Below are 16,871 nucleotides of genomic sequence, written 5' to 3' on the forward strand. Positions count from 1 at the left end.
CCCCATATGCTCCGAACGAAGGGTTAGGGCTGAGTCGTACTTGCGTCAAATGCAATTTTGGAAATATCATGTTGCTCGCCTAGCAACTGGGAGTCTGTCGTGCTCGATGAGATGCGGACGTTCGTCGTCCTGGCCGAGTCAGGTTCGTTGCAGCGGGCAGCAGAACGGCTCTTCCTGACGCCGTCGGCGGTCACACGGCAGATCCAGCGCCTCGAAGCGGCATTGAAGACGCCGCTGCTCGATCGTCGCGTGAAACCGGGGCGGATTACCCGTGAAGGCCGCGCGGTGCTCGACGGCGGGCGACATATGCTGCGCATCATGGACGATCTCAAGGCGAGCGGCGCGAAGGACGCCGAGCCAAGCGGAATCTTCCGCATCGGATTGTCGCATGCGCTCGCGCAACCGAGCCTCGTCGCGTCGATCCAGCGCTTGACGAGTCGCTTCCCCCGGCTTCAACCGGTGCTGAGCACCGATCTCAGGCAACAGCTCATCGAGCAGGTGCGGACCGGCGGACTCGATGTGGCACTGGCGTTCCTCTCGGCTGACGATACGCCGCCCGGCGATGTGGCCAGCAGTGTTTTGGCTCCAGAACGTCTGGTATTGGTCAGGGCGAGAGGACCGCAACCTCGCGCGCGGCGCAGCAGCAAGTCGAAAGATCGCGATCTCGACGCACGCTGGGTGCTCAACCCGCCGGGGTGCTTTATTCGTCAGGCACTCGAGGCGAGGTTGCGCGAACTCGGCTCTCCGTTCGAAGTCGCCGCCGCGATCAACAATATCGACATGCAAGTGTCTCTCGTGGCGAGCGGGATCGGGCTCGGGCTTATCCCCGCGCGGTTTCTGACCTCGCATCCCAAGCGCCGGCGGCTGGAGCGAATCACGCGGTCCGGCGTCAGCATCGAGGCTTCAATCGTGTTCATGCAAGGCGGCCATTTGGGCCGGCTCGAAAGCGCGGCGACATTTCTCCAAGGAGAGCTTCGAGACCATTTCGCCGAGCGCGAGATTCGTTGATACGATCGTCGCCTGCGATACGCTCCCGTCAGAGGCGCAGCTCCATGAAGACCGCGCTGGAGCGATACCTGTCCATCGTGCCGAGTGGCTGATACTTCGTCATGCTGTTGTCGGCATACGGAGTGATTTCAGCGAAACCAACCGACTTGTAGAGCGCGTGCGCTGCGGACAGGAATTTCAGACTTTCCAGCCGCACGGCTTCGTAGCCGATGGCTCGCGCGTCTGACAGAAGCTGCTGCAGCAGGAGGCGACCGGCGCCGGCTCCTCGGACGTGCGGCTGCACATACATCCTCTGAATTTCGGCGACAGACGGTGTGATGCGTTTGAGACATCCGACTCCGACGTTCGCGTCCTCGCGGCGGATTACGTAGAACCGGCCGCTCGGAGGATAGAACTTCGCCCGATCCTCGATATCCGACGTGATCATCGCATCGATATCGAACGACAGGCCGTAGCTCGCGGCAGCAACGCTCGCGATCCATCGCAAATACTCGGCAATCAGGTCCCGCGCGGCGTCTCGCGTTGCGGCATCATCGACGGCAACCAGCTCGATCGTCATTTTATCGGTCCACGATGGGCAAGCACGCGCGCCACGGCCCGATAGCGTCGCGGTGCTGTTTCGCCATCACACGGGCGGTTTGTGCGATATGTCCCAAGTCGTGCACAACCCAAGAACGGAATGTCTATGACTACAGTCACGTGCGTCAACTGCACTCTCCTTGACAGATGAGGAGAGCGATCCTATGCTTTCCTCAGCAGTTGAGGAGAGAAGCCCGATGCTCTCCTAAGCCCCTCAGGAGAGCACCGATATATGTCCCCATCCGCGCAACTCCTCCCTGGCACGCTCGACCTCCTCATTCTCAAAGCGGTCTCGCTCGGGCCCCTCCATGGCTACGGCATCCTGCTCCGCATCAGCCAGATCTCGCACGGCGCGCTGCTCGTGGGACAAGGAGCCCTCTACCCGGCGTTGTTCCGGCTCGTCCGTCAGGGAATGCTCAAGACGAAGTGGGGCACCTCCGAGAACAATCGACGCGCCAAGTTCTACGAGCTCACTGTGATGGGGCGGAAACGGCTTGGCGAGGAAGCGGAGAGCTGGAACAGCCTCGTGGCCGCGATTGCGCTCGCGCTGCGCGCACAACCCGAGGGCGCATGAAGATGCTCATGAGCATGCTCGCGTATCTCCGCTCGTTGATCCTCCGCTTTCTTCACCGGGACGCGCTCGAGCGCGAGCTCGAGGACGAGCTGCGCTCGCACGTCTTGCACCGCGCCGACGACCTCGAGCGCTCTGGGCTCGATCGCGACGTGGCCGAACGCCAGGCGCGCATCGAATTCGGCGGCCACGCGCGTTTCAAAGAAGAGGCGCGCGATGTCCTCGCCGGCGGTTTGCTCGAGACCCTCGTCCGCGATCTCCGCTTCAGCGTACGCCAGCTTCGGAAATCGCCGAGCTTCACCGTCGCAGCGATCATCACGCTTGCTGTCGCCATTGGTGCGAATGCAGTCGTGTTCAGCGCCATCAACGGCTTCATTCTTCGCCCGCTCGGTCTGCCGAACGAACAGACGCTCTTCACGATCGAGCGCGCCAGCGACCGACTAGCGGGCGAGTCCTATCCGAACTATCTCGATCTTCGCGATCGCGCCCGCGGCTTTGACGGACTCGCCGCCTTCATCGCCAATCAAGCGTGGGTCGATGCAGGCGGCGGGAGTCCGACGCGATCCTGGGTCTACGAGACGAGCGGTAACTACTTCGACGTGCTCGGCCTTCAGCCTTATCTCGGCCGCTTCTTCCATGCGTCGGACGAGCGCGGACTGGGTAGCGCTCCGTACGTCGTGCTCACGTACGCGAACTGGCGCTCGCACTTCCTCGGCGATCCGGGTGTCATCGGCCGCACCGTCGAGCTGAGTCGTCACCCGTTCACGATCATCGGTGTTGCGCCGCCGGGCTTTCACGGCACGGTGCTCGTCTACACGACGGATTTCTTCGTCCCCCTCGTCGAACAGCCGCAAGTGGACGGCACGAGCCTGTTGGACGTGCGCGGCAATCGGTGGCTCGCCGTGTTCGGCCGACGCAAAGCAAGCGTCAGCAACTCACAGGCGCTCGCTGATCTCAACGCGATCGGCGCCCAACTCGAGACGAGCTATCCGAAGGACAACGACAAGATGAGCTTCGCGCTGTCGCGGTCGACGCTCGGCGGCGACGCATTCGAGCAGCCCGTGCACGCCTTTGTCATCGGGCTGATGGCGTTGTCCGCGCTCATTCTCCTCGCGGTGTGCGCCAATCTCGGAAGCCTCTTTGCGGCTCGCACTGCCGATCGCTCGCGTGAGGTGGCGCTGCGGCTGGCGTTGGGTGCCGGAAGTGGTCGTATTCTTCGGCAGCTATTCTCCGAGGCCGTGCTCGTCTCGCTCGTCGGCGGCGCGATCGGACTCCTCGGCAGCGTGCTGCTTCTCGACTGGCTCGCGGCGTGGCGGCCGTTCCCGCAATTCGCGGTGATCATGCCGATCGAGCCCGAGGCACGCGTGTACATCGTTGCGCTCCTCTTCAGCGTCGCGAGCGGATTTCTCTTCGGCGCGGTGCCGGTGCGGCAGGTGCTGCGCACGGACCCATATCAGATCCTGAAATCCGGCGCGGTGAGTCGCGTGAGCCGACGCCTCGCAATGCGCGACGTGCTGCTCGCGGTCCAGATCGCGATCTGTGCGGTGCTCGTGACGTCGTCGCTCGTCGCGGTGCGCGGACTCGAACGGTCGCTGCGCGGCAACTTCGGAATTGACGCGCACCACGTTCTGCTCGTCGACACGGACCTCGCGACGTCGGGATACACCCCCGATCAGATGATGGCGATGCAACAACGCATGGCTGACGCGATGCGAACGATACCGGGTGTCGCGACCGTCGGTACAGTGGCGCGCACGCCGCCCATGCACCTCGGCTGGAGCGCGTCGAAGGTCTTCGACGACCATGTTGCCGATCTTCGTCCGAGCAACGCCGCCGCCAATGCGATTCGGTACAGTGTGTCGCCCGACTACTTCCAGGCCGCGGGCACGCCACTCACCGCCGGTCGCCCGTTCACGCTCCACGACGATCAACGCGCGCCTCGCGTCGCCATCGTCAATGAGACGTTCGCGCGCAAACTATTCGGGTCGGCGGACCGCGCGCTCGATCAATTCTTCAAGTTGGCCGATGGAAGCCGGATTCAAGTGGTCGGTCTCGTGCGGGACGGGAAGTACACCGCGAACCTCGCGGAGGCGCCGCAGCCGGCGATGTTCTTTCCTTTGCGGCAGGTGCCGTCGAGCGAGACGTGGCTCGTCCTTCGCTCGCCGCGGGATCCCGAGGAACTGTCGGCGGCGGTGCGCGCCACGCTTCGCACGCTCGATCCGGGGCTGCCGGCAGCCATCGAAACGTGGACCAACGACATGAGCGGCGCTCTCTTCCCCGCGCGCGCCGCGGCCGCCGCGTTGGGCATTCTCGGAGTCATGGGCGCGATCGTCGCCATCACGGGAATCTTCGGCACCGCGGCGTATTCGCTCAGCAAGCGTCTCAAGGACCTCGGGATTCGAATGGCGTTAGGCGCGCGCGCGCTCGACGTCATCCAGACGGCGATCGGCCGCGCGTTGCGCCTGCTCGCGGTGGGCTCGCTGGCGGGCCTCATCCTCGGAATCCTCGCGAGCCGGGTGCTCGGATCGATCGTGTATGAAGCCACACCGCGCGATCCGGTCGTGCTGATCGCGGCAGTCTTCGCGATGTTCCTCGTGGGCCTCGTCGCAACGTGGATTCCAGCGCGGCGTGCGCTCTCGGTCGATCCCTCGATGCTAATGCGCGAACAATGAGCGAATCCAAGCCTGTTGACGCGACCGAAATGAAACGGCATGCGCTGTTGAAGGCCACGTCCTTGCTTTCGATTTTCCTCATGACGCTTCACTTTGCGTCCGATACCGTCCGCGCCAGGATCGGGACGGCGGAGGCCGGGGGCTTGACGATCGTCGCGGTGCCGATCCTCGCCATCTGGCTTTATGGAGCGCTGGTGGTCGACGAGACGCGTTCCGGACATGTGATGATGCTGATTGGGTCGCTCTTGGCGATCCTGATGCCGGCGTTCCACGTGATGGGCCCGGCCGGCCTGTTCACCGGAACGCTCACCAGAGCCGGCGATCCGTACCTGTTCGTGTGGACGCTTCACGCGATTGGCCTGACGGGGATCTTTTCCTTGATTCTGGCAGCGCAGGGGCTGTGGAACCTGCGCCGGCGGCCCCAGTAGTTGTGGTCGTCGATACGCTGCAATGCAAATGCGCCGGCACGTTGTAGGAGGCGGGCAGCGCGCCGCCGGCCCCTGTATCCTCACGCGGGGCGAAGCTGAAAGCGATCATTGACAGGACCGACGCCGCCGCTATATGTGTGAGTCACATATATCGGTCAGCTGCATGCTCACTGACGAATTGAAGAAGGGGAGCGCCGAGTTTCTCGTCCTCTCGCTGCTCGAGGCTGAGCCGCGGCATGGCTACGAGCTTCAGAAGCTCATCGAGGCGCGCTCCCATGGCGTGCTCGTGTTCCACGTCGCCTCGCTCTATCCGCTGCTCTATCGGATGGAGGACCGGGGCTGGATCGCCGGCCGATGGATAGAGAAGGCGGGCGAGCGGCGGCGCCGATTCTACAAGCTCACGGCCGCCGGTCGTGAGGCCCTCCAGACGCAGCGGGCGAGCTGGCGCGAGTTCGTGACCGCCATCAACCGCGTCGCGGGGGTGCGCTATGCGTGACCGTCGTGAACAAAAAATGAGCAAGTCCTCATTGATTGGCGCGTGGCCGTGCGCGCACGCCTGGCCTCCGGCCAGCTCGATGCGGGCGACGAAGCCGACGTCGTCGAGGAGGTAGGTCGGCGCGCCAGGCGTAACGTTTCGCCGGATCGACGACCCGATTGTCGATGTAGATGCTCAACACCTTCAGATGCGCCAGATCGCGCGCCAGCGTAAACAGCTCGGACGATTGCATCATGTTACGTCCCTCCTTGGCGTTAGGTGTTCTGGCCTTGGGCACCGTGAGGCTCTCGGCTTCGCTTCGCCCGTTCGCCACCGTCTTCCTACGTTCGCCACGTGTCGCGTGCGGCCACGCATCGTGCATTGTCGTTTGCATCGCGTCGACAATCCGTGACGCTGCGCGAGCCGCCGCGACCGTGTGAACACGCGGCGGTAGCGTGAATTCGACGACGAAGCCCTCGTCCTCGGCAGGCCGGATGATGCGCGCGAGCACCTTGCCATTCGGGCCGATCCATTCCGACATGTCGTCCTCGCCGATAGCGACATGCAGCGCCATTTCGTCTTCGCCGGTCGTGTCGCTGCGGCTTGCCAACCATTCGAGCAATGCGATGTATCCCGCATCGCCCGCTCTCTCGGCCTCTGCGAGAGAATCGAAGCCGGCGAAGACGAGTGAATCTCCAGCCAACCACGCGACATCGAGGTCAGCATGGACGAGCCGGTACATCGAGGATCCACCGAACAACAGCGAGAGCGTCATGATCCGATTTCCTCCGGTGAGTTGTGAATCGAAGTGCCCTGTGCAGGACGCCCCGCCTGCGGTGGAGTGCAGGCGGGGCGTTGCTGGCCCTCGTCGATGTGGCGGGTGTGGTTAGGCGCTATTGGGGGCTCGAGCGAAACCAAGCGTCCGATGCGTCGTCGTCTTACCTGCCGCGTGCACTCCGTGTGTTCGTGTTCCCCGGGCGAGTCCACCGGTCGCGAAGAAGCGTTCGGTGACACACCCAGCCTGGACGCGCTTGGCCGAAACCCGGGTCTGATAACCCGCCTCACGAATCACGACACTACAGTCGACGACAGAGCCCGATGTCCGACGCGCATTGTGCCGCGACACCATGCCCGCACACGGAAGGCTCGTGAGGATCGTCCAATGGATCGACATTGCTCTTGCTCGTGTGCGCGTAGTAGTAGGTGATCGCCAGTTGATTTCCGCTTTCCGTAACTCGATGAAGAAGCTAGCCGTGCCAGTATGAAGAAAGCGTGAAGAAACGGAGAGGCCTTCTTCAGTCATGAGCGGCGACGCCAGCGCGGGCGTTAGCGCGTCTTCAGGTCATGGAGATGAAAGGCGGCTCGGACTTCAGAGAGTACTGAACTCACAACGTCGCGGGCCCGTTGGCTCCCGCGGCGGATGGTCTCAAAGACCTCTGCCGGATCGCGCGCGATCTCCGCACGGCGTGTCCGGATCGGTGCAAGGAGCTCCTGCAGTGTGTCATCGAGACGACGCTTTAGAGCTACATCCCCGAGTCCGCCCTTCCGATACTGCGCCTCGAGGTCAGCAATCGCGTCGCGATCCGAGTCAAAGGCCTCGAGGTAGGCAAAGACGACATTTCCCTCGACACGGCCTGGATCGCTGACGCGAAGGTGTTCAGGGTCCGTGAACATCGCATTGATTTTCGCGCGAATCTCGTCGGGCGGAGCGGAGAGCCGGATCGCGTTTCCGAGTGACTTGCTGGCCTTGCGCCCATCGACTCCGGGCAGGCGCGGTGTATCAGAGAGGAGCGCTCGGCATTCTTGGAGTATCGGACGACCGGCGAGGTGAGCGAGTCGGCGCACGATCTCGTTCGTCTGCTCGATCATCGGAAGCTGGTCCTCGCCAACTGGTACGAGAGTGGCTCGAAAACCTGTAATGTCGGCCGCCTGACTCACAGGATAAGCGAGAAAACCCGCGGGCAGAGCGCGCGCCAGCTCGCGAAGCTCGATCTCGGTCCGGACGGTTGGGTTCCTCTCGAGGCGCGCGACGGTGACCAGGTTCAGATAGAGGATCGTAAGCTCGGCAAGCTCCGGGATCGCAGACTGGAGCGCGATGGTCGTGACGGAAGGATCGATTCCGACAGCCAGATAATCGAGTGCGACGTCGAACACGTGCTGCCTAACGTCCCAGGCCCGACCGGATTGATCAGTGAGCGCTTGTAGATCTGCGATCAACACCGTTTGCTCATGATCCCACTGGAGCGACACGCGAGTGCGAAGCGATCCGGCATAATGGCCGAGATGCAAAGGCCCGGTCGGACGGTCGCCGGTCAGGACGACACCTCTTTGCTGACTAATAACGTCCCGCTCGTGTCGCTAGGCGACAATCGTATGATTCACGACAACACCGTGAGTCCTTCGCGAGGTTCGTCGACTGCCGCGCTCGGATGGCCTGCTGACGCCAAAGCCGGGTCTAAGTCCTCCGATACCCGTATGGGAATCCGGAGCGTGAACGTCGAACCATGACCGAACTCGCTTTCAACCGAGATGCATCCGCCGAGCGCCTCGGCCAAGCGTTTGCTGATTGCGAGCCCGAGACCGGCACCGGGTTTGTCGCTCGTGCCAAGCCGACTGAATTCCTCGAAGATCACGTCCCGTTTATCCGCGGGTATGCCGGGGCCGGTGTCAACCACATCGAACTCTGCCCAATCGTCGCCGCCTCCGGGCGAAAGTGATAGGCCCGCTCGAACGCGGAGATTGACCGAACCGGACTTCGTGTACTTGATCGCATTTGACAGCAAGTTCCCGACGATCTGTCGCAGACGCATTGGATCGGTTTCGATAGTCGTGAGGTCCGCAGCCACTTCGACGTCGAGCGACAACCCGCTTGCGTTTGCCGCGCCTCGGTACTCCTCACCGATGGCGCACGCGAGTTCTCCGAGATTCACGGTCTGCCGACGGAGCACGATGTTGCCAGTCTCGGCGCGAGCCAACTCGTGCAGATCCTCGATTAGGGAGAGCGCACCGTGGATCGAGCGGCGAATACGCTCGATGGTCGCGCCCTGTGCGGAGGTCACCTCGCCGTAGATACCGTGCCCCAATAGCTCGGCATACCCATCGGCGGCACCAAGCGGGTTCTTCACGTCATGACTGAAGCCCCGCATCAGACGTTGGCGGCTTCGCATCACTCGTTCCAACTCGCGCCGGAGAGCGGATTCTTCCTCGAGGCGATTCTGAAGTATGGCGGCGAGGTGTCGCTCGCGAAGCGTAAGCGCGGCGACGCCGAGCATCGCGGCGAGCGCGACGAACACCAACGCGGCATTGACGAACAGACCGCTCCATTCGTGCCCGCGAACTTCCTCGAGCCGTGTCGCTGCCTCGACCGATAGTCGCGCTGGGAATCTGTCGATCTCGTCGATGATCGAATCACGAGCTAGTCGCTGCATACGGGCTGCGGCCGCAAAATCCGCTCGCGCGAGGTGATCTTCCAACAGCACACGATTGAGATCCTGCCACTTGATGATTCGGCGACGCACGGCCGCCGCATCGACGACCGCCTCGGGACCAAGCTTGGGCGCCAGTTGCTCTAGGCTCGTTAGGCGACGCGCGTCCGCGTTTGCGATCGTGCGATACCGATAAAGCAGTGTTGTGTCGCCGGAGAGCGCATATCCCTGCAGCGCCGAATACTCCATCGCCAGTCCGGACTCGAGCCTCCACGACAAGACTCGCGCGGGCTCGATGACGGTCGTGATCGCGACCAAGTCTCGCATGATGCCTCGCGTCTCGAGCGCTGGCCCAAGAACGGAGCCCAAGAGAGTCGCGAGCAGGAACACCGCGAGCGTCCCCGCCACGACGCTCCATGCCTTCTTAGTTACAGGCAGACCTCGAAGAAACATTGGACAAACCACTATCGCATTCGAAGAAGGCGATCTAGGACAAGATTAGATGTCTCTAACATACCTCCGACCCAAATCTGCAACGAGGCGCCGCGCTACCTCAGGCCCGACCGGGGACGTCAATCCCAATGTAATAACGCATGAACGAGCCGGGCGCTGCATACCCTGTGTCCAGTACGTCAAGCGGCACTGTACGCGTGTTTGAGGGCGGCGCTGGTCAGGCACGATGACTTCCGTACAGAAGTCGCAGGCAATGGTACACGCGTCTCATTGTCGCGCTAGAGGCGCGTCGTTCATCTTTTGCTGACACCGAGAGGCGCGTAACGATGGCTTCGATAGTCGCACAATCCATCTCGCGTTCGGAATACGTATGTCCGCTCGCGTTGCCGTACCGGCTCGACCTCACCGTGAGCGCGCTTCGGCGTTTGTCGTCCAATCTCGTCGATGTGCTCACGCCGGAAGGGGAGTATCTCCGCGCGCTGGGCGGGTTGCGCAAAATCGTAGTCGCCCGCGTTACTCAGCGGGGTCCGACGACTCTCGCGATCACACTCGTAGAAAATGAAAGTGAACACGCGCGAGCGCGGGACATTGTGCGGCGGGTGTTGGGTGTGGATCGCGACCTCGGGTACTTCGACCGAGCTGCCGCACGGATACCATGGCTGAAGTCGCTCGCGGAACGGATGCACGGCGTCAGACCGCCACGATACCCAACACTCTGGGAGGCGTGCGTCAACGCCGTCGTTTTCCAACAGATCAGCCTCATCGCCGCCACGGCCATCATGCGCCGCGTAATCGTTGCTCTGGGTCAATCGCTCGTCAGCGGGGGCTTTCAGCACTATACGTTTCCGACCCTAACGAGCTTCCTCGCCGCGGAGGACGAACTCTGCGCGCGGCCGGCCTGAGCGTCGGCAAGCTCATGACGCTCCGGCGCGTCGCCGAAACGCTTGCGGCGGGCACGCTCGATGAGACAATGCTGGAGCAGCAAGCGAGTCCCGACGCTGCGGCGACTCTGTGCCGAATCAAAGGCATTGGTCCGTGGACCGCCGCAGTCATCCTGCTCCGAGGGCTTGCCCGCCTCGACGTGTTCCCGATGAACGACACCAGCGTGAGGCGCAACCTTGCCCTCGTCTCCGGCTCGGGTGAGGTCGACGTGGGAAAGACGCTCCACGCATTGAGTCCTCAACAAGGCATGTTGTACTACCATCTGTTGCTTGCGCGTCTGGAAGCCCAACGGGATTTGGGTCGGCCTTCCGCGCCAGCATGGGCCGGAAGGTGACCGAATGAACGACACACCTAGCCCCCTCCCCGGACCGGATCTCACCAGGGGCGTTTCGCTATCGAGAATCCCCGACGGTTCGATCCTTCAAGGGCACGCACACGGCGAACCGGTCGTCCTTGCACGGCGCGGTGAGGAGTTTTTCGCGATCGGTGCTTTTTGCTCTCACTACGGCGCTCCACTCGCGGACGGCCTGGTCGTCGGTGACACCATTCGTTGTCCTTGGCACCATGCGTGCTTCAACTTGCACACGGGCGAGGCCCTTCGCGCTCCAGCACTCAATGCCATCTCGTGCTGGTACGTCGAGCAGCGGGACGGCATTGTCTATGTAGGCGAGAGCCTGCCTCTTGCGGGACCACCACTGTCACCAGCCGCGTCTGGAACACCGGAATCAGTCGTGATCGTCGGTGGTGGTGCAGCGGGTAACGCGGCGGCGGAGATGCTCCGCAGGGAGGGCTACTCTGGCCGCATAACGATGCTGAGCGCGGACGCGTCTATACCTTGCGACCGACCGAATCTTTCCAAGGGGTATCTCGCCGGCGCAGCTCCGGCGGAATCAAATTCTCTTCGATCGCTCGAATTCTATCGAGAGCAACACATCGACTTGCGGTTGAATGCGCGTGTGGGGAGGATCGACACGGCGACCCACGAGGTCATTCTCACGGACGGCTCTCGCCATCCGTATGATGCGCTGCTTCTCGCGACCGGCGCTGAGCCCGTGCGCCTCGATGTCCCAGGCAGCGATCTACCGCATGTGCACTACCTGCGCACGCTCGCCGAGGGCGAGGCTCTGCTCTCCAAGGCCTTGGTCTCGCAGCAAGCAGTGGTGATCGGCGCGAGCTTCATCGGCCTCGAGGTAACGGCATCGCTTCGGGCCCGGAATATCGCCGTCCATGTGGTCGCTCCGGGCACCGTGCCGATGGAAAGGATTCTCGGAGCGGACGTCGGGAAATTCATCCGCCGACTGCATGAACGGAACGGCGTGACATTCCATTTCGGCACCGCAGTTGCCTCGATTGACGAGCGAGGCGTCACGTTGAAGACGGGAGAACGTCTCGCAGCCGATTTGGTCGTCGTGGGCATCGGCGTCCGGCCGTCGATTTCCCTGGCCGAAGAGGCCGGACTCGCCATCGATCGGGGCATCGTCGTGGACGAGCACCTGGAGACCAGCACACCAGGGATTTTCGCGGCCGGTGACATCGCACGCTGGCCGGATCCGCTCACCGGCGAACGGATCCGAGTGGAGCATTGGGTGGTGGCCGAGCGCCAAGGACAAACTGCAGCCCGTAACATCGTTGGGCGACCAGAGCAGTTCGACGCCGTGCCGTTCTTCTGGACAGAGCAGTATGACTTCAGTCTTGCGTACGTTGGTCACGCCGAACGCTTTGACGAGGCCAAGCTCGACGGTCAACTCAACGCTGTCGCACAGGACTGCACGATTACCTATCGTCTCGGTGGCAGGAAGTTAGCTGTGGCCTTCGTTCACAGAGATCTGGAAGGCCTACGTGCCGAAGTCGAGTTCGAAATGGCAACGCGAGGCGAACATCATGAAGAAAAGATTCAAGGTCGGAGATCACGTGACGTGGAACTCAGAAGCGGGAGACGTCCGAGGGACGATCATCAAAGTGCACATCAAGGATGTTGACTACAAAGGCCACACGCACCATGCAAGCAACGATGAACCGCAGTATGAGATCAAGAGCGACACGACTGACCACATCGCCATGCACAAAGGCGCGGCTCTCAAAAGGACAAAAGGCTGAGACTCGTTATGTGCTTCGTGCGGCAAGGTGCTGAGTCAGAGAGACCGCCTCGCGAACCATCTGATTTGCGTATCCCCACTCGTTGTCGTACCAGCTCATGACCTTCACCAAGTCTCCGTCGACGACCTTGGTGAGATCGAGATCGACCACGGATGCGCGCGGATCACCGATGATGTCCGACGAGACAAGCGGGTCACGGGCGACGCCAAGGACGCCGACATAGCGCTCGGTTTCGGCTTCCTCGGAAAGGATCCCGTTCACCTCGTCGACCGTCGTCGTTCGCGAAGTGACAAACGTGATGTCGGCGATTGATCCTACAGGAATCGGTGCCCGGATCGCGATTCCGTCGAAGCGTCCCGCGTACGCTGGCAGCGCACGCGTCGTCGCCTCTGCGGCTCCCGTCGTGGCTGGCACGAGGTTCGCCGCCGCAGCCCGGCCGCGACGGAACCGCTTGTTCGGTCCGTCGACCACTGACTGGGAAGCGGTGTAGGCGTGAACCGTCGTCATCATTGCTTTGGCAAAGCCAATGCGCCGGCCGATGATCTCGACGATTGGCGTTATGCAGTTGGTCGTGCAGCTCGCGCAAGAGATGATGGCGGAGCTCTCACTGGCCTTGTTCGCACCATGGACAACCGTCTCCACGTCTGCGCCTTTGGACGGAGCTGATAGGAGGACAACGCGTGCCCCAGCGTGGACGTGCTTCTCGAGATCCTCACGTCGCGTCAACGCCCCAGTACACTCGAATACGACCTCGACGTCCTCGTCTTTCCAGGGCAGCCGCGCTGGGTCGCGCTGAGTCAGTGTCCTCACCTCGCGCCCTCCGACCACCAGCTTATCGCCGTCGACCTCCACAGACTTCGAATAGCGTCCATAGACCGTGTCGAAGCGAAGCAGATAAGCCAGATTCTCGACTTCGACAAGGTCGTTGATTGCTACAAGGTCGAACGATGGCTCGTCGATTACCAACTTTAGAATCGCACGTCCGATGCGTCCGAGGCCGTTGATGGCGACTTTGGTAGTCAATGTGCACTTCCTTCCGTTGCCCTGGCGGCATCGATGGCTCCGTTCTCGGGCTTCCTGGACTTTCCTACCTCGTCGTGCGCGATCACATCCAGTGCCAAGACCGAATGAGCGTACGCGCCGCCCGCGCGCATCTCGGCCGCGACCCAGATGGCTTCCATTATCTCCTCGGACGTCGCTCCCTTGCGCAAAGCGGCAGCCGTGTGGCTGCGGATACAGCCATTCGCGTTCCGACATCTCCCACTCGCAGATGTGGTCACGATCGCTGATGGGCCACGTCCTTTGAGTGGCTCGCCTTGCCCGACGAGTTGCCGCGATGATTTCCACCGTGCGTCATGACGATCTCCTGATCCGTCGAAGTGAAAGCCAAGCATGTTCCAGTGTTCGGTGTAGAGCCTAACCGCTACACTATGAAGAAAGGGTGAAGATGCCGAGAGGCTTCGTTCAGGAATGACCGCAGGTTTTTTGAGGTATATTTTTTGGCATGTCGTTGCCAATCGTCGTGCAGCTTCCATCCACACAGGAGCGCCTCAAGCAGCTCGTGACAGCCACCTCGGCGCTCATCACAGAGGTGTCCCTCCACGGTGTGCTTCAGCGCGCGGTGCAAGTCTCGGCACAAGTCATCGGGACACGCTACGCGGCCATCGGTGTTCTCGCGTCTGATGGGCGGACGCTGGAGCACTTCACGACCTACGGCGTCGACTCCGAGCTGGCGGCTAGGATCGGTGCGCCGCCGCGTGGCCACGGCATCCTCGGTCTCGTGATTCGAGACGGGAAACCGATCCGGCTGCCGGATCTGACCAAACATCCCGATTCCCTTGGATTTCCCCCACACCACCCACCGATGCGTTCGTTCCTCGGCGTTCCGATTCTCGGAAACCGTGGTGTGTTAGGGAACCTTTACCTTGCCGAGAAGACCGACGGTGAGACGTTCACCGAGGAGGATGAGGACATCGCGACTCTGCTGGCGGCAAATACAGCTGCGGCAGTCGAGAATGCCCGCCATCACGAGGAGAGTGCTCGCCTGCTCGCGGAAGTGCAGCAGCTTCACCGCACACGTGAACGGTTCTTCGCCATGGTGAATCACGAGCTCCGAAACGCATTGGCTGCGGTCTACGGTTGGTCCGAGAGGCTCGTACGCAAAAAGGATCCGGCGACGGTTCCTCGCGCGGCTCTCGAGGTGCTGGACTCGGCACAACAGGCGGTGGCCCTCATCAATGATCTGCTGGACCTGAGTCGGTTGGATGAGGATCGCCTAAAGCCAATCATTCGGGCGGAAGAGCCGACATCCCTTGCCGATCGGTCCTTGCGTCGTGTGACTCCCGCTGCTGAGCTAAAGCACGTCACGCTCCAACTTGTTTCCGCCCCCAACCTTCCAAGTTGCGCGACCGACGCCAGCCGCGTTGAGCAAATTCTCATCAATTTGCTCGCCAATGCTATTAGGTATGCGCCTGAGGAGAGCGTGGTCCGTGTTAGTGTCTCCGCAGGTGACCGTCGCATTGTCTACCGAGTCGAGGATGAAGGCCCCGGCGTGCCCTCTGATGATGTGGAACGAATCTTTGATATCTATGTGACGAAACCGGGCGAGGAGAGCCGCGGACTTGGCTTAGGTCTGCCGCTCTCCCGGCGACTCGCCCAATTACTCGGCGGCGAACTCTACGCTGTGTCGCGGTCCGGGAAGGGAGGCTGCTTCGTTCTGGAGGTTCCTGCGGCCACGGTAAAATGAAGAAATCTTCACATAAACTTCAGATCGGACTGAACCACACACGATAACGTTCAGCTATGAGAGTCCTTGTTGTCGAAGACGACCGGAAAGTTGCCGGGTTTATCGAGCAGGGGCTGCGCGAAGAGGGATACGCCGTGGACGTCGCTCGAGACGGCGAGGAGGCGACGATGTTCGCGCACGTCAATGAATACGACGTCATCCTCCTCGATGTCGTGCTTCCGAAGAAGAACGGCTTTCAAGTCGCAATGGAGCTCAGGTCCGAAGGGAGGAACACCCCAATCCTGATGCTCACATCGCGCGATGCCGTCGAGGATATCGTGCGCGGGCTAGACGCGGGCGCTGATGATTACCTGGCGAAGCCGTTTCCGTTCGACGAGCTGCTCGCTCGTATCAGGGCGCTTGTCCGGCGCGGTGGTGCCGAGCGCCTTGATGTGCTGCGCTATGACGTGGTCGCCCTGGATCGGCTGCGCCACGTCGCGACAGCGAATGATCGGCCACTCGATCTCACGCCGAAGGAGTTTCAGCTCCTCGAGTATTTCCTCCAGCACCCCGAGGAAGTGGTGCGTCGTACGACGCTTCTCGAGAAAGTATGGGACATGCGGTTCGATCCCGAGAGCAACGTGATCGATGTCCATATCAAGAACCTGCGCCGGAAGCTCGCTGAAGCGACGGGCGAGCCCTTGCTCGCGAATATTCGGGGCGTGGGGTTCAGCCTCCGTCGCCGCCGCGACTCGAAGGAGGTCCGAGTAACGCCATGACTACGTCAATCCTCGAAGCAGAGCTGTTCGCCCTGCTCGAGCAGACCGCCGATGCCGCCTACACCGTCACCGACGGCGGCGAGATCTGCTCCTGGAACGGGGCAGCTGAGGAGTTGTTCGGTTACTCCGCGAGCGAGGTAGCACGCCGTAACGTCGACGAGGTGCTCGAAGCACGCGACGCGTTAGGTACCCGGGCGCTCGCCGGGGGCTTCGACGCACCGACTCGTCGTACCAATGGAACGTCCCCTGGTATCGAGAACTTCGACCTCGAAGTACGTGTGCGCGATGGCCGCCGAATCTGGGTGAACGTTTCGACGATCGTCTTCGACAACCATCGAACGGGCCGCAGGCTCTTTGTGCGTTTGGCGCACGACATCAGCCAGCGCCGCCGCAAGGAGGAGTTGCTCAACCAGGTGATGGAGATCGCCCAGAGCCTCGTTAGGCTCACCGACGATCCCTCCGAGCACGCACCAGTCGAGCCGCTTTCCGAGCAGGAGCGGCGCATTCTCAAGCTCTTCTCGGACGGCGGCAACCCCGCGGCCATTGCGGACCGACTGAGTATCTCCGCCCAAACGCTCCGCAACCATCTTCATCATATCAACCGCAAGCTCCGAACACACAACCGCCTCGAGGCAGTGACCCACGCGCAAAAGCGGGGGCTTATCGAATAGTGACGTGCCCTCGGGCGAAAGATTCCGGTGCGACAGGCGAGGTGGT

Annotated in this window: 18 protein-coding genes; 12 read left to right on the top strand and 6 right to left on the bottom strand. The window is 62.0% G+C overall.

All coding sequences use genetic code 11. The features are described 5' to 3' along the window. Nucleotides 1–99 precede the first annotated feature (99 nt). Nucleotides 100–1,008, top strand: a complete 909-nt coding sequence (locus VGH98_09160; GenBank protein HEY2376128.1) for a LysR family transcriptional regulator — start codon at nt 100–102, stop codon at nt 1,006–1,008. A 28-nt stretch (nt 1,009–1,036) separates the two neighbouring features. Here the strand turns inward: VGH98_09160 and VGH98_09165 are convergent, their stop codons facing one another. Then, a complete protein-coding gene (locus VGH98_09165) occupies nt 1,037–1,567 on the bottom strand; it encodes a GNAT family N-acetyltransferase (protein ID HEY2376129.1) in 531 nt (176 codons plus the stop codon). Nucleotides 1,568–1,819: 252 nt separating this feature from the next. On the opposite strand from VGH98_09165, the gene VGH98_09170 reads away from it, so the two are divergent. The 4 genes from VGH98_09170 (at nt 1,820) to VGH98_09185 (ending at nt 5,754) form a co-directional block, all read left to right on the top strand. Continuing rightward, nucleotides 1,820–2,161: a PadR family transcriptional regulator gene (locus tag VGH98_09170; protein ID HEY2376130.1), complete on the top strand. Its 342-nt coding sequence runs from the start codon at nt 1,820–1,822 to the stop codon at nt 2,159–2,161. Then, nucleotides 2,158–4,830, top strand: coding sequence for an ABC transporter permease (locus tag VGH98_09175; GenBank protein HEY2376131.1), 2,673 nt, complete (start codon nt 2,158–2,160; stop codon nt 4,828–4,830). The genes VGH98_09170 and VGH98_09175 overlap by 4 nt, the downstream gene beginning before the upstream one ends. Beyond that, on the top strand, nt 4,827–5,258 hold the full coding sequence (locus tag VGH98_09180; GenBank protein ID HEY2376132.1) for a hypothetical protein: 432 nt from the start codon (nt 4,827–4,829) through the stop codon (nt 5,256–5,258). Before VGH98_09175 ends, VGH98_09180 begins: the two co-directional genes overlap by 4 nt. A gap of 163 nt (nt 5,259–5,421) precedes the next feature. After that, a complete protein-coding gene (locus VGH98_09185; protein ID HEY2376133.1) occupies nt 5,422–5,754 on the top strand; it encodes a PadR family transcriptional regulator in 333 nt (110 codons plus the stop codon). Between the two features lie 28 nt (nt 5,755–5,782). Here VGH98_09185 and VGH98_09190 read toward each other — a convergent pair whose 3' ends face one another. The 3 genes from VGH98_09190 to VGH98_09200 form a co-directional block, all read right to left on the bottom strand. Beyond that, a complete protein-coding gene (locus VGH98_09190) occupies nt 5,783–6,508 on the bottom strand; it encodes a hypothetical protein (protein ID HEY2376134.1) in 726 nt (241 codons plus the stop codon). 551 nt (nt 6,509–7,059) lie between these two features. After that, nucleotides 7,060–8,073: a tryptophan--tRNA ligase gene (gene trpS / locus VGH98_09195; GenBank protein ID HEY2376135.1), complete on the bottom strand. Its 1,014-nt coding sequence runs from the start codon at nt 8,071–8,073 to the stop codon at nt 7,060–7,062. Between the two features lie 38 nt (nt 8,074–8,111). Next, the gene (locus VGH98_09200; GenBank protein ID HEY2376136.1) at nt 8,112–9,611 is read right to left on the bottom strand and encodes a HAMP domain-containing sensor histidine kinase; all 1,500 of its coding nucleotides are present in this window, start codon (nt 9,609–9,611) and stop codon (nt 8,112–8,114) included. Nucleotides 9,612–9,937: 326 nt separating this feature from the next. Between VGH98_09200 and VGH98_09205 the strand changes: the two genes are divergently transcribed. The 4 genes from VGH98_09205 to VGH98_09220 are packed head-to-tail and all read left to right on the top strand — an operon-like array spanning nt 9,938 to nt 12,650. After that, nucleotides 9,938–10,513: a hypothetical protein gene (locus VGH98_09205; protein HEY2376137.1), complete on the top strand. Its 576-nt coding sequence runs from the start codon at nt 9,938–9,940 to the stop codon at nt 10,511–10,513. 14 nt (nt 10,514–10,527) lie between these two features. Next, nucleotides 10,528–10,887 carry a hypothetical protein gene (locus VGH98_09210; protein HEY2376138.1) on the top strand — a complete coding sequence of 120 codons (360 nt, stop codon included), beginning with the start codon at nt 10,528–10,530 and terminating at the stop codon, nt 10,885–10,887. A gap of 4 nt (nt 10,888–10,891) precedes the next feature. After that, entirely contained in the window at nt 10,892–12,532 is a 1,641-nt protein-coding gene (locus VGH98_09215) for an FAD-dependent oxidoreductase (GenBank protein ID HEY2376139.1), read from the top strand. Continuing rightward, on the top strand, nt 12,435–12,650 hold the full coding sequence (locus VGH98_09220; protein HEY2376140.1) for a DUF2945 domain-containing protein: 216 nt from the start codon (nt 12,435–12,437) through the stop codon (nt 12,648–12,650). The genes VGH98_09215 and VGH98_09220 overlap by 98 nt, the downstream gene beginning before the upstream one ends. Nucleotides 12,651–12,656: 6 nt before the next feature. Here VGH98_09220 and gap read toward each other — a convergent pair whose 3' ends face one another. Next, a complete protein-coding gene (gap, locus tag VGH98_09225) occupies nt 12,657–13,673 on the bottom strand; it encodes a type I glyceraldehyde-3-phosphate dehydrogenase (protein ID HEY2376141.1) in 1,017 nt (338 codons plus the stop codon). After that, nucleotides 13,670–14,185 (bottom strand): carboxymuconolactone decarboxylase family protein, encoded by a 516-nt coding sequence (locus VGH98_09230; GenBank protein ID HEY2376142.1) that lies wholly within the window; start codon nt 14,183–14,185, stop codon nt 13,670–13,672. The genes gap and VGH98_09230 overlap by 4 nt, the downstream gene beginning before the upstream one ends. On the opposite strand from VGH98_09230, the gene VGH98_09235 reads away from it, so the two are divergent. Genes VGH98_09235 through VGH98_09245 form a run of 3 tightly spaced genes read left to right on the top strand, consistent with a single transcriptional unit; the run spans nt 14,155 to nt 16,825 of the window. Next, on the top strand, nt 14,155–15,396 hold the full coding sequence (locus VGH98_09235) for a GAF domain-containing sensor histidine kinase (GenBank protein ID HEY2376143.1): 1,242 nt from the start codon (nt 14,155–14,157) through the stop codon (nt 15,394–15,396). The genes VGH98_09230 and VGH98_09235 overlap by 31 nt on opposite strands. 56 nt (nt 15,397–15,452) lie before the next feature. After that, on the top strand, nt 15,453–16,154 hold the full coding sequence (locus VGH98_09240) for a response regulator transcription factor (protein HEY2376144.1): 702 nt from the start codon (nt 15,453–15,455) through the stop codon (nt 16,152–16,154). After that, the gene (locus VGH98_09245; GenBank protein HEY2376145.1) at nt 16,151–16,825 is read left to right on the top strand and encodes a PAS domain S-box protein; all 675 of its coding nucleotides are present in this window, start codon (nt 16,151–16,153) and stop codon (nt 16,823–16,825) included. Before VGH98_09240 ends, VGH98_09245 begins: the two co-directional genes overlap by 4 nt. The last annotated feature ends 46 nt before the right edge of the window (nt 16,826–16,871 follow it).

Source organism: Gemmatimonadaceae bacterium, assembly GCA_036496605.1.
Taxonomy (GTDB): Bacteria; Gemmatimonadota; Gemmatimonadetes; order Gemmatimonadales; family Gemmatimonadaceae; genus AG2.

Bases quoted from the DNA above. Each gene is read 5' to 3' on its own strand.
- VGH98_09165 (HEY2376129.1), bottom strand. From the start codon at position 1,567: ATGACGATCGAGCTGGTTGCCGTCGATGATGCCGCAACGCGAGACGCC.
- VGH98_09230 (HEY2376142.1), bottom strand. From the start codon at position 14,185: ATGGAAGCTGCACGACGATTGGCAACGACATGCCAAAAAATATACCTC.
- VGH98_09210 (HEY2376138.1), top strand. From the start codon at position 10,528: ATGACGCTCCGGCGCGTCGCCGAAACGCTTGCGGCGGGCACGCTCGAT.
- VGH98_09205 (HEY2376137.1), top strand. From the start codon at position 9,938: ATGGCTTCGATAGTCGCACAATCCATCTCGCGTTCGGAATACGTATGT.
- VGH98_09235 (HEY2376143.1), top strand. From the start codon at position 14,155: ATGTCGTTGCCAATCGTCGTGCAGCTTCCATCCACACAGGAGCGCCTC.
- VGH98_09180 (HEY2376132.1), top strand. From the start codon at position 4,827: ATGAGCGAATCCAAGCCTGTTGACGCGACCGAAATGAAACGGCATGCG.
- VGH98_09185 (HEY2376133.1), top strand. From the start codon at position 5,422: ATGCTCACTGACGAATTGAAGAAGGGGAGCGCCGAGTTTCTCGTCCTC.
- VGH98_09240 (HEY2376144.1), top strand. From the start codon at position 15,453: ATGAGAGTCCTTGTTGTCGAAGACGACCGGAAAGTTGCCGGGTTTATC.
- VGH98_09175 (HEY2376131.1), top strand. From the start codon at position 2,158: ATGAAGATGCTCATGAGCATGCTCGCGTATCTCCGCTCGTTGATCCTC.
- VGH98_09200 (HEY2376136.1), bottom strand. From the start codon at position 9,611: ATGTTTCTTCGAGGTCTGCCTGTAACTAAGAAGGCATGGAGCGTCGTG.
- VGH98_09170 (HEY2376130.1), top strand. From the start codon at position 1,820: ATGTCCCCATCCGCGCAACTCCTCCCTGGCACGCTCGACCTCCTCATT.
- VGH98_09215 (HEY2376139.1), top strand. From the start codon at position 10,892: ATGAACGACACACCTAGCCCCCTCCCCGGACCGGATCTCACCAGGGGC.
- VGH98_09245 (HEY2376145.1), top strand. From the start codon at position 16,151: ATGACTACGTCAATCCTCGAAGCAGAGCTGTTCGCCCTGCTCGAGCAG.
- VGH98_09220 (HEY2376140.1), top strand. From the start codon at position 12,435: ATGAAGAAAAGATTCAAGGTCGGAGATCACGTGACGTGGAACTCAGAA.
- VGH98_09190 (HEY2376134.1), bottom strand. From the start codon at position 6,508: ATGACGCTCTCGCTGTTGTTCGGTGGATCCTCGATGTACCGGCTCGTC.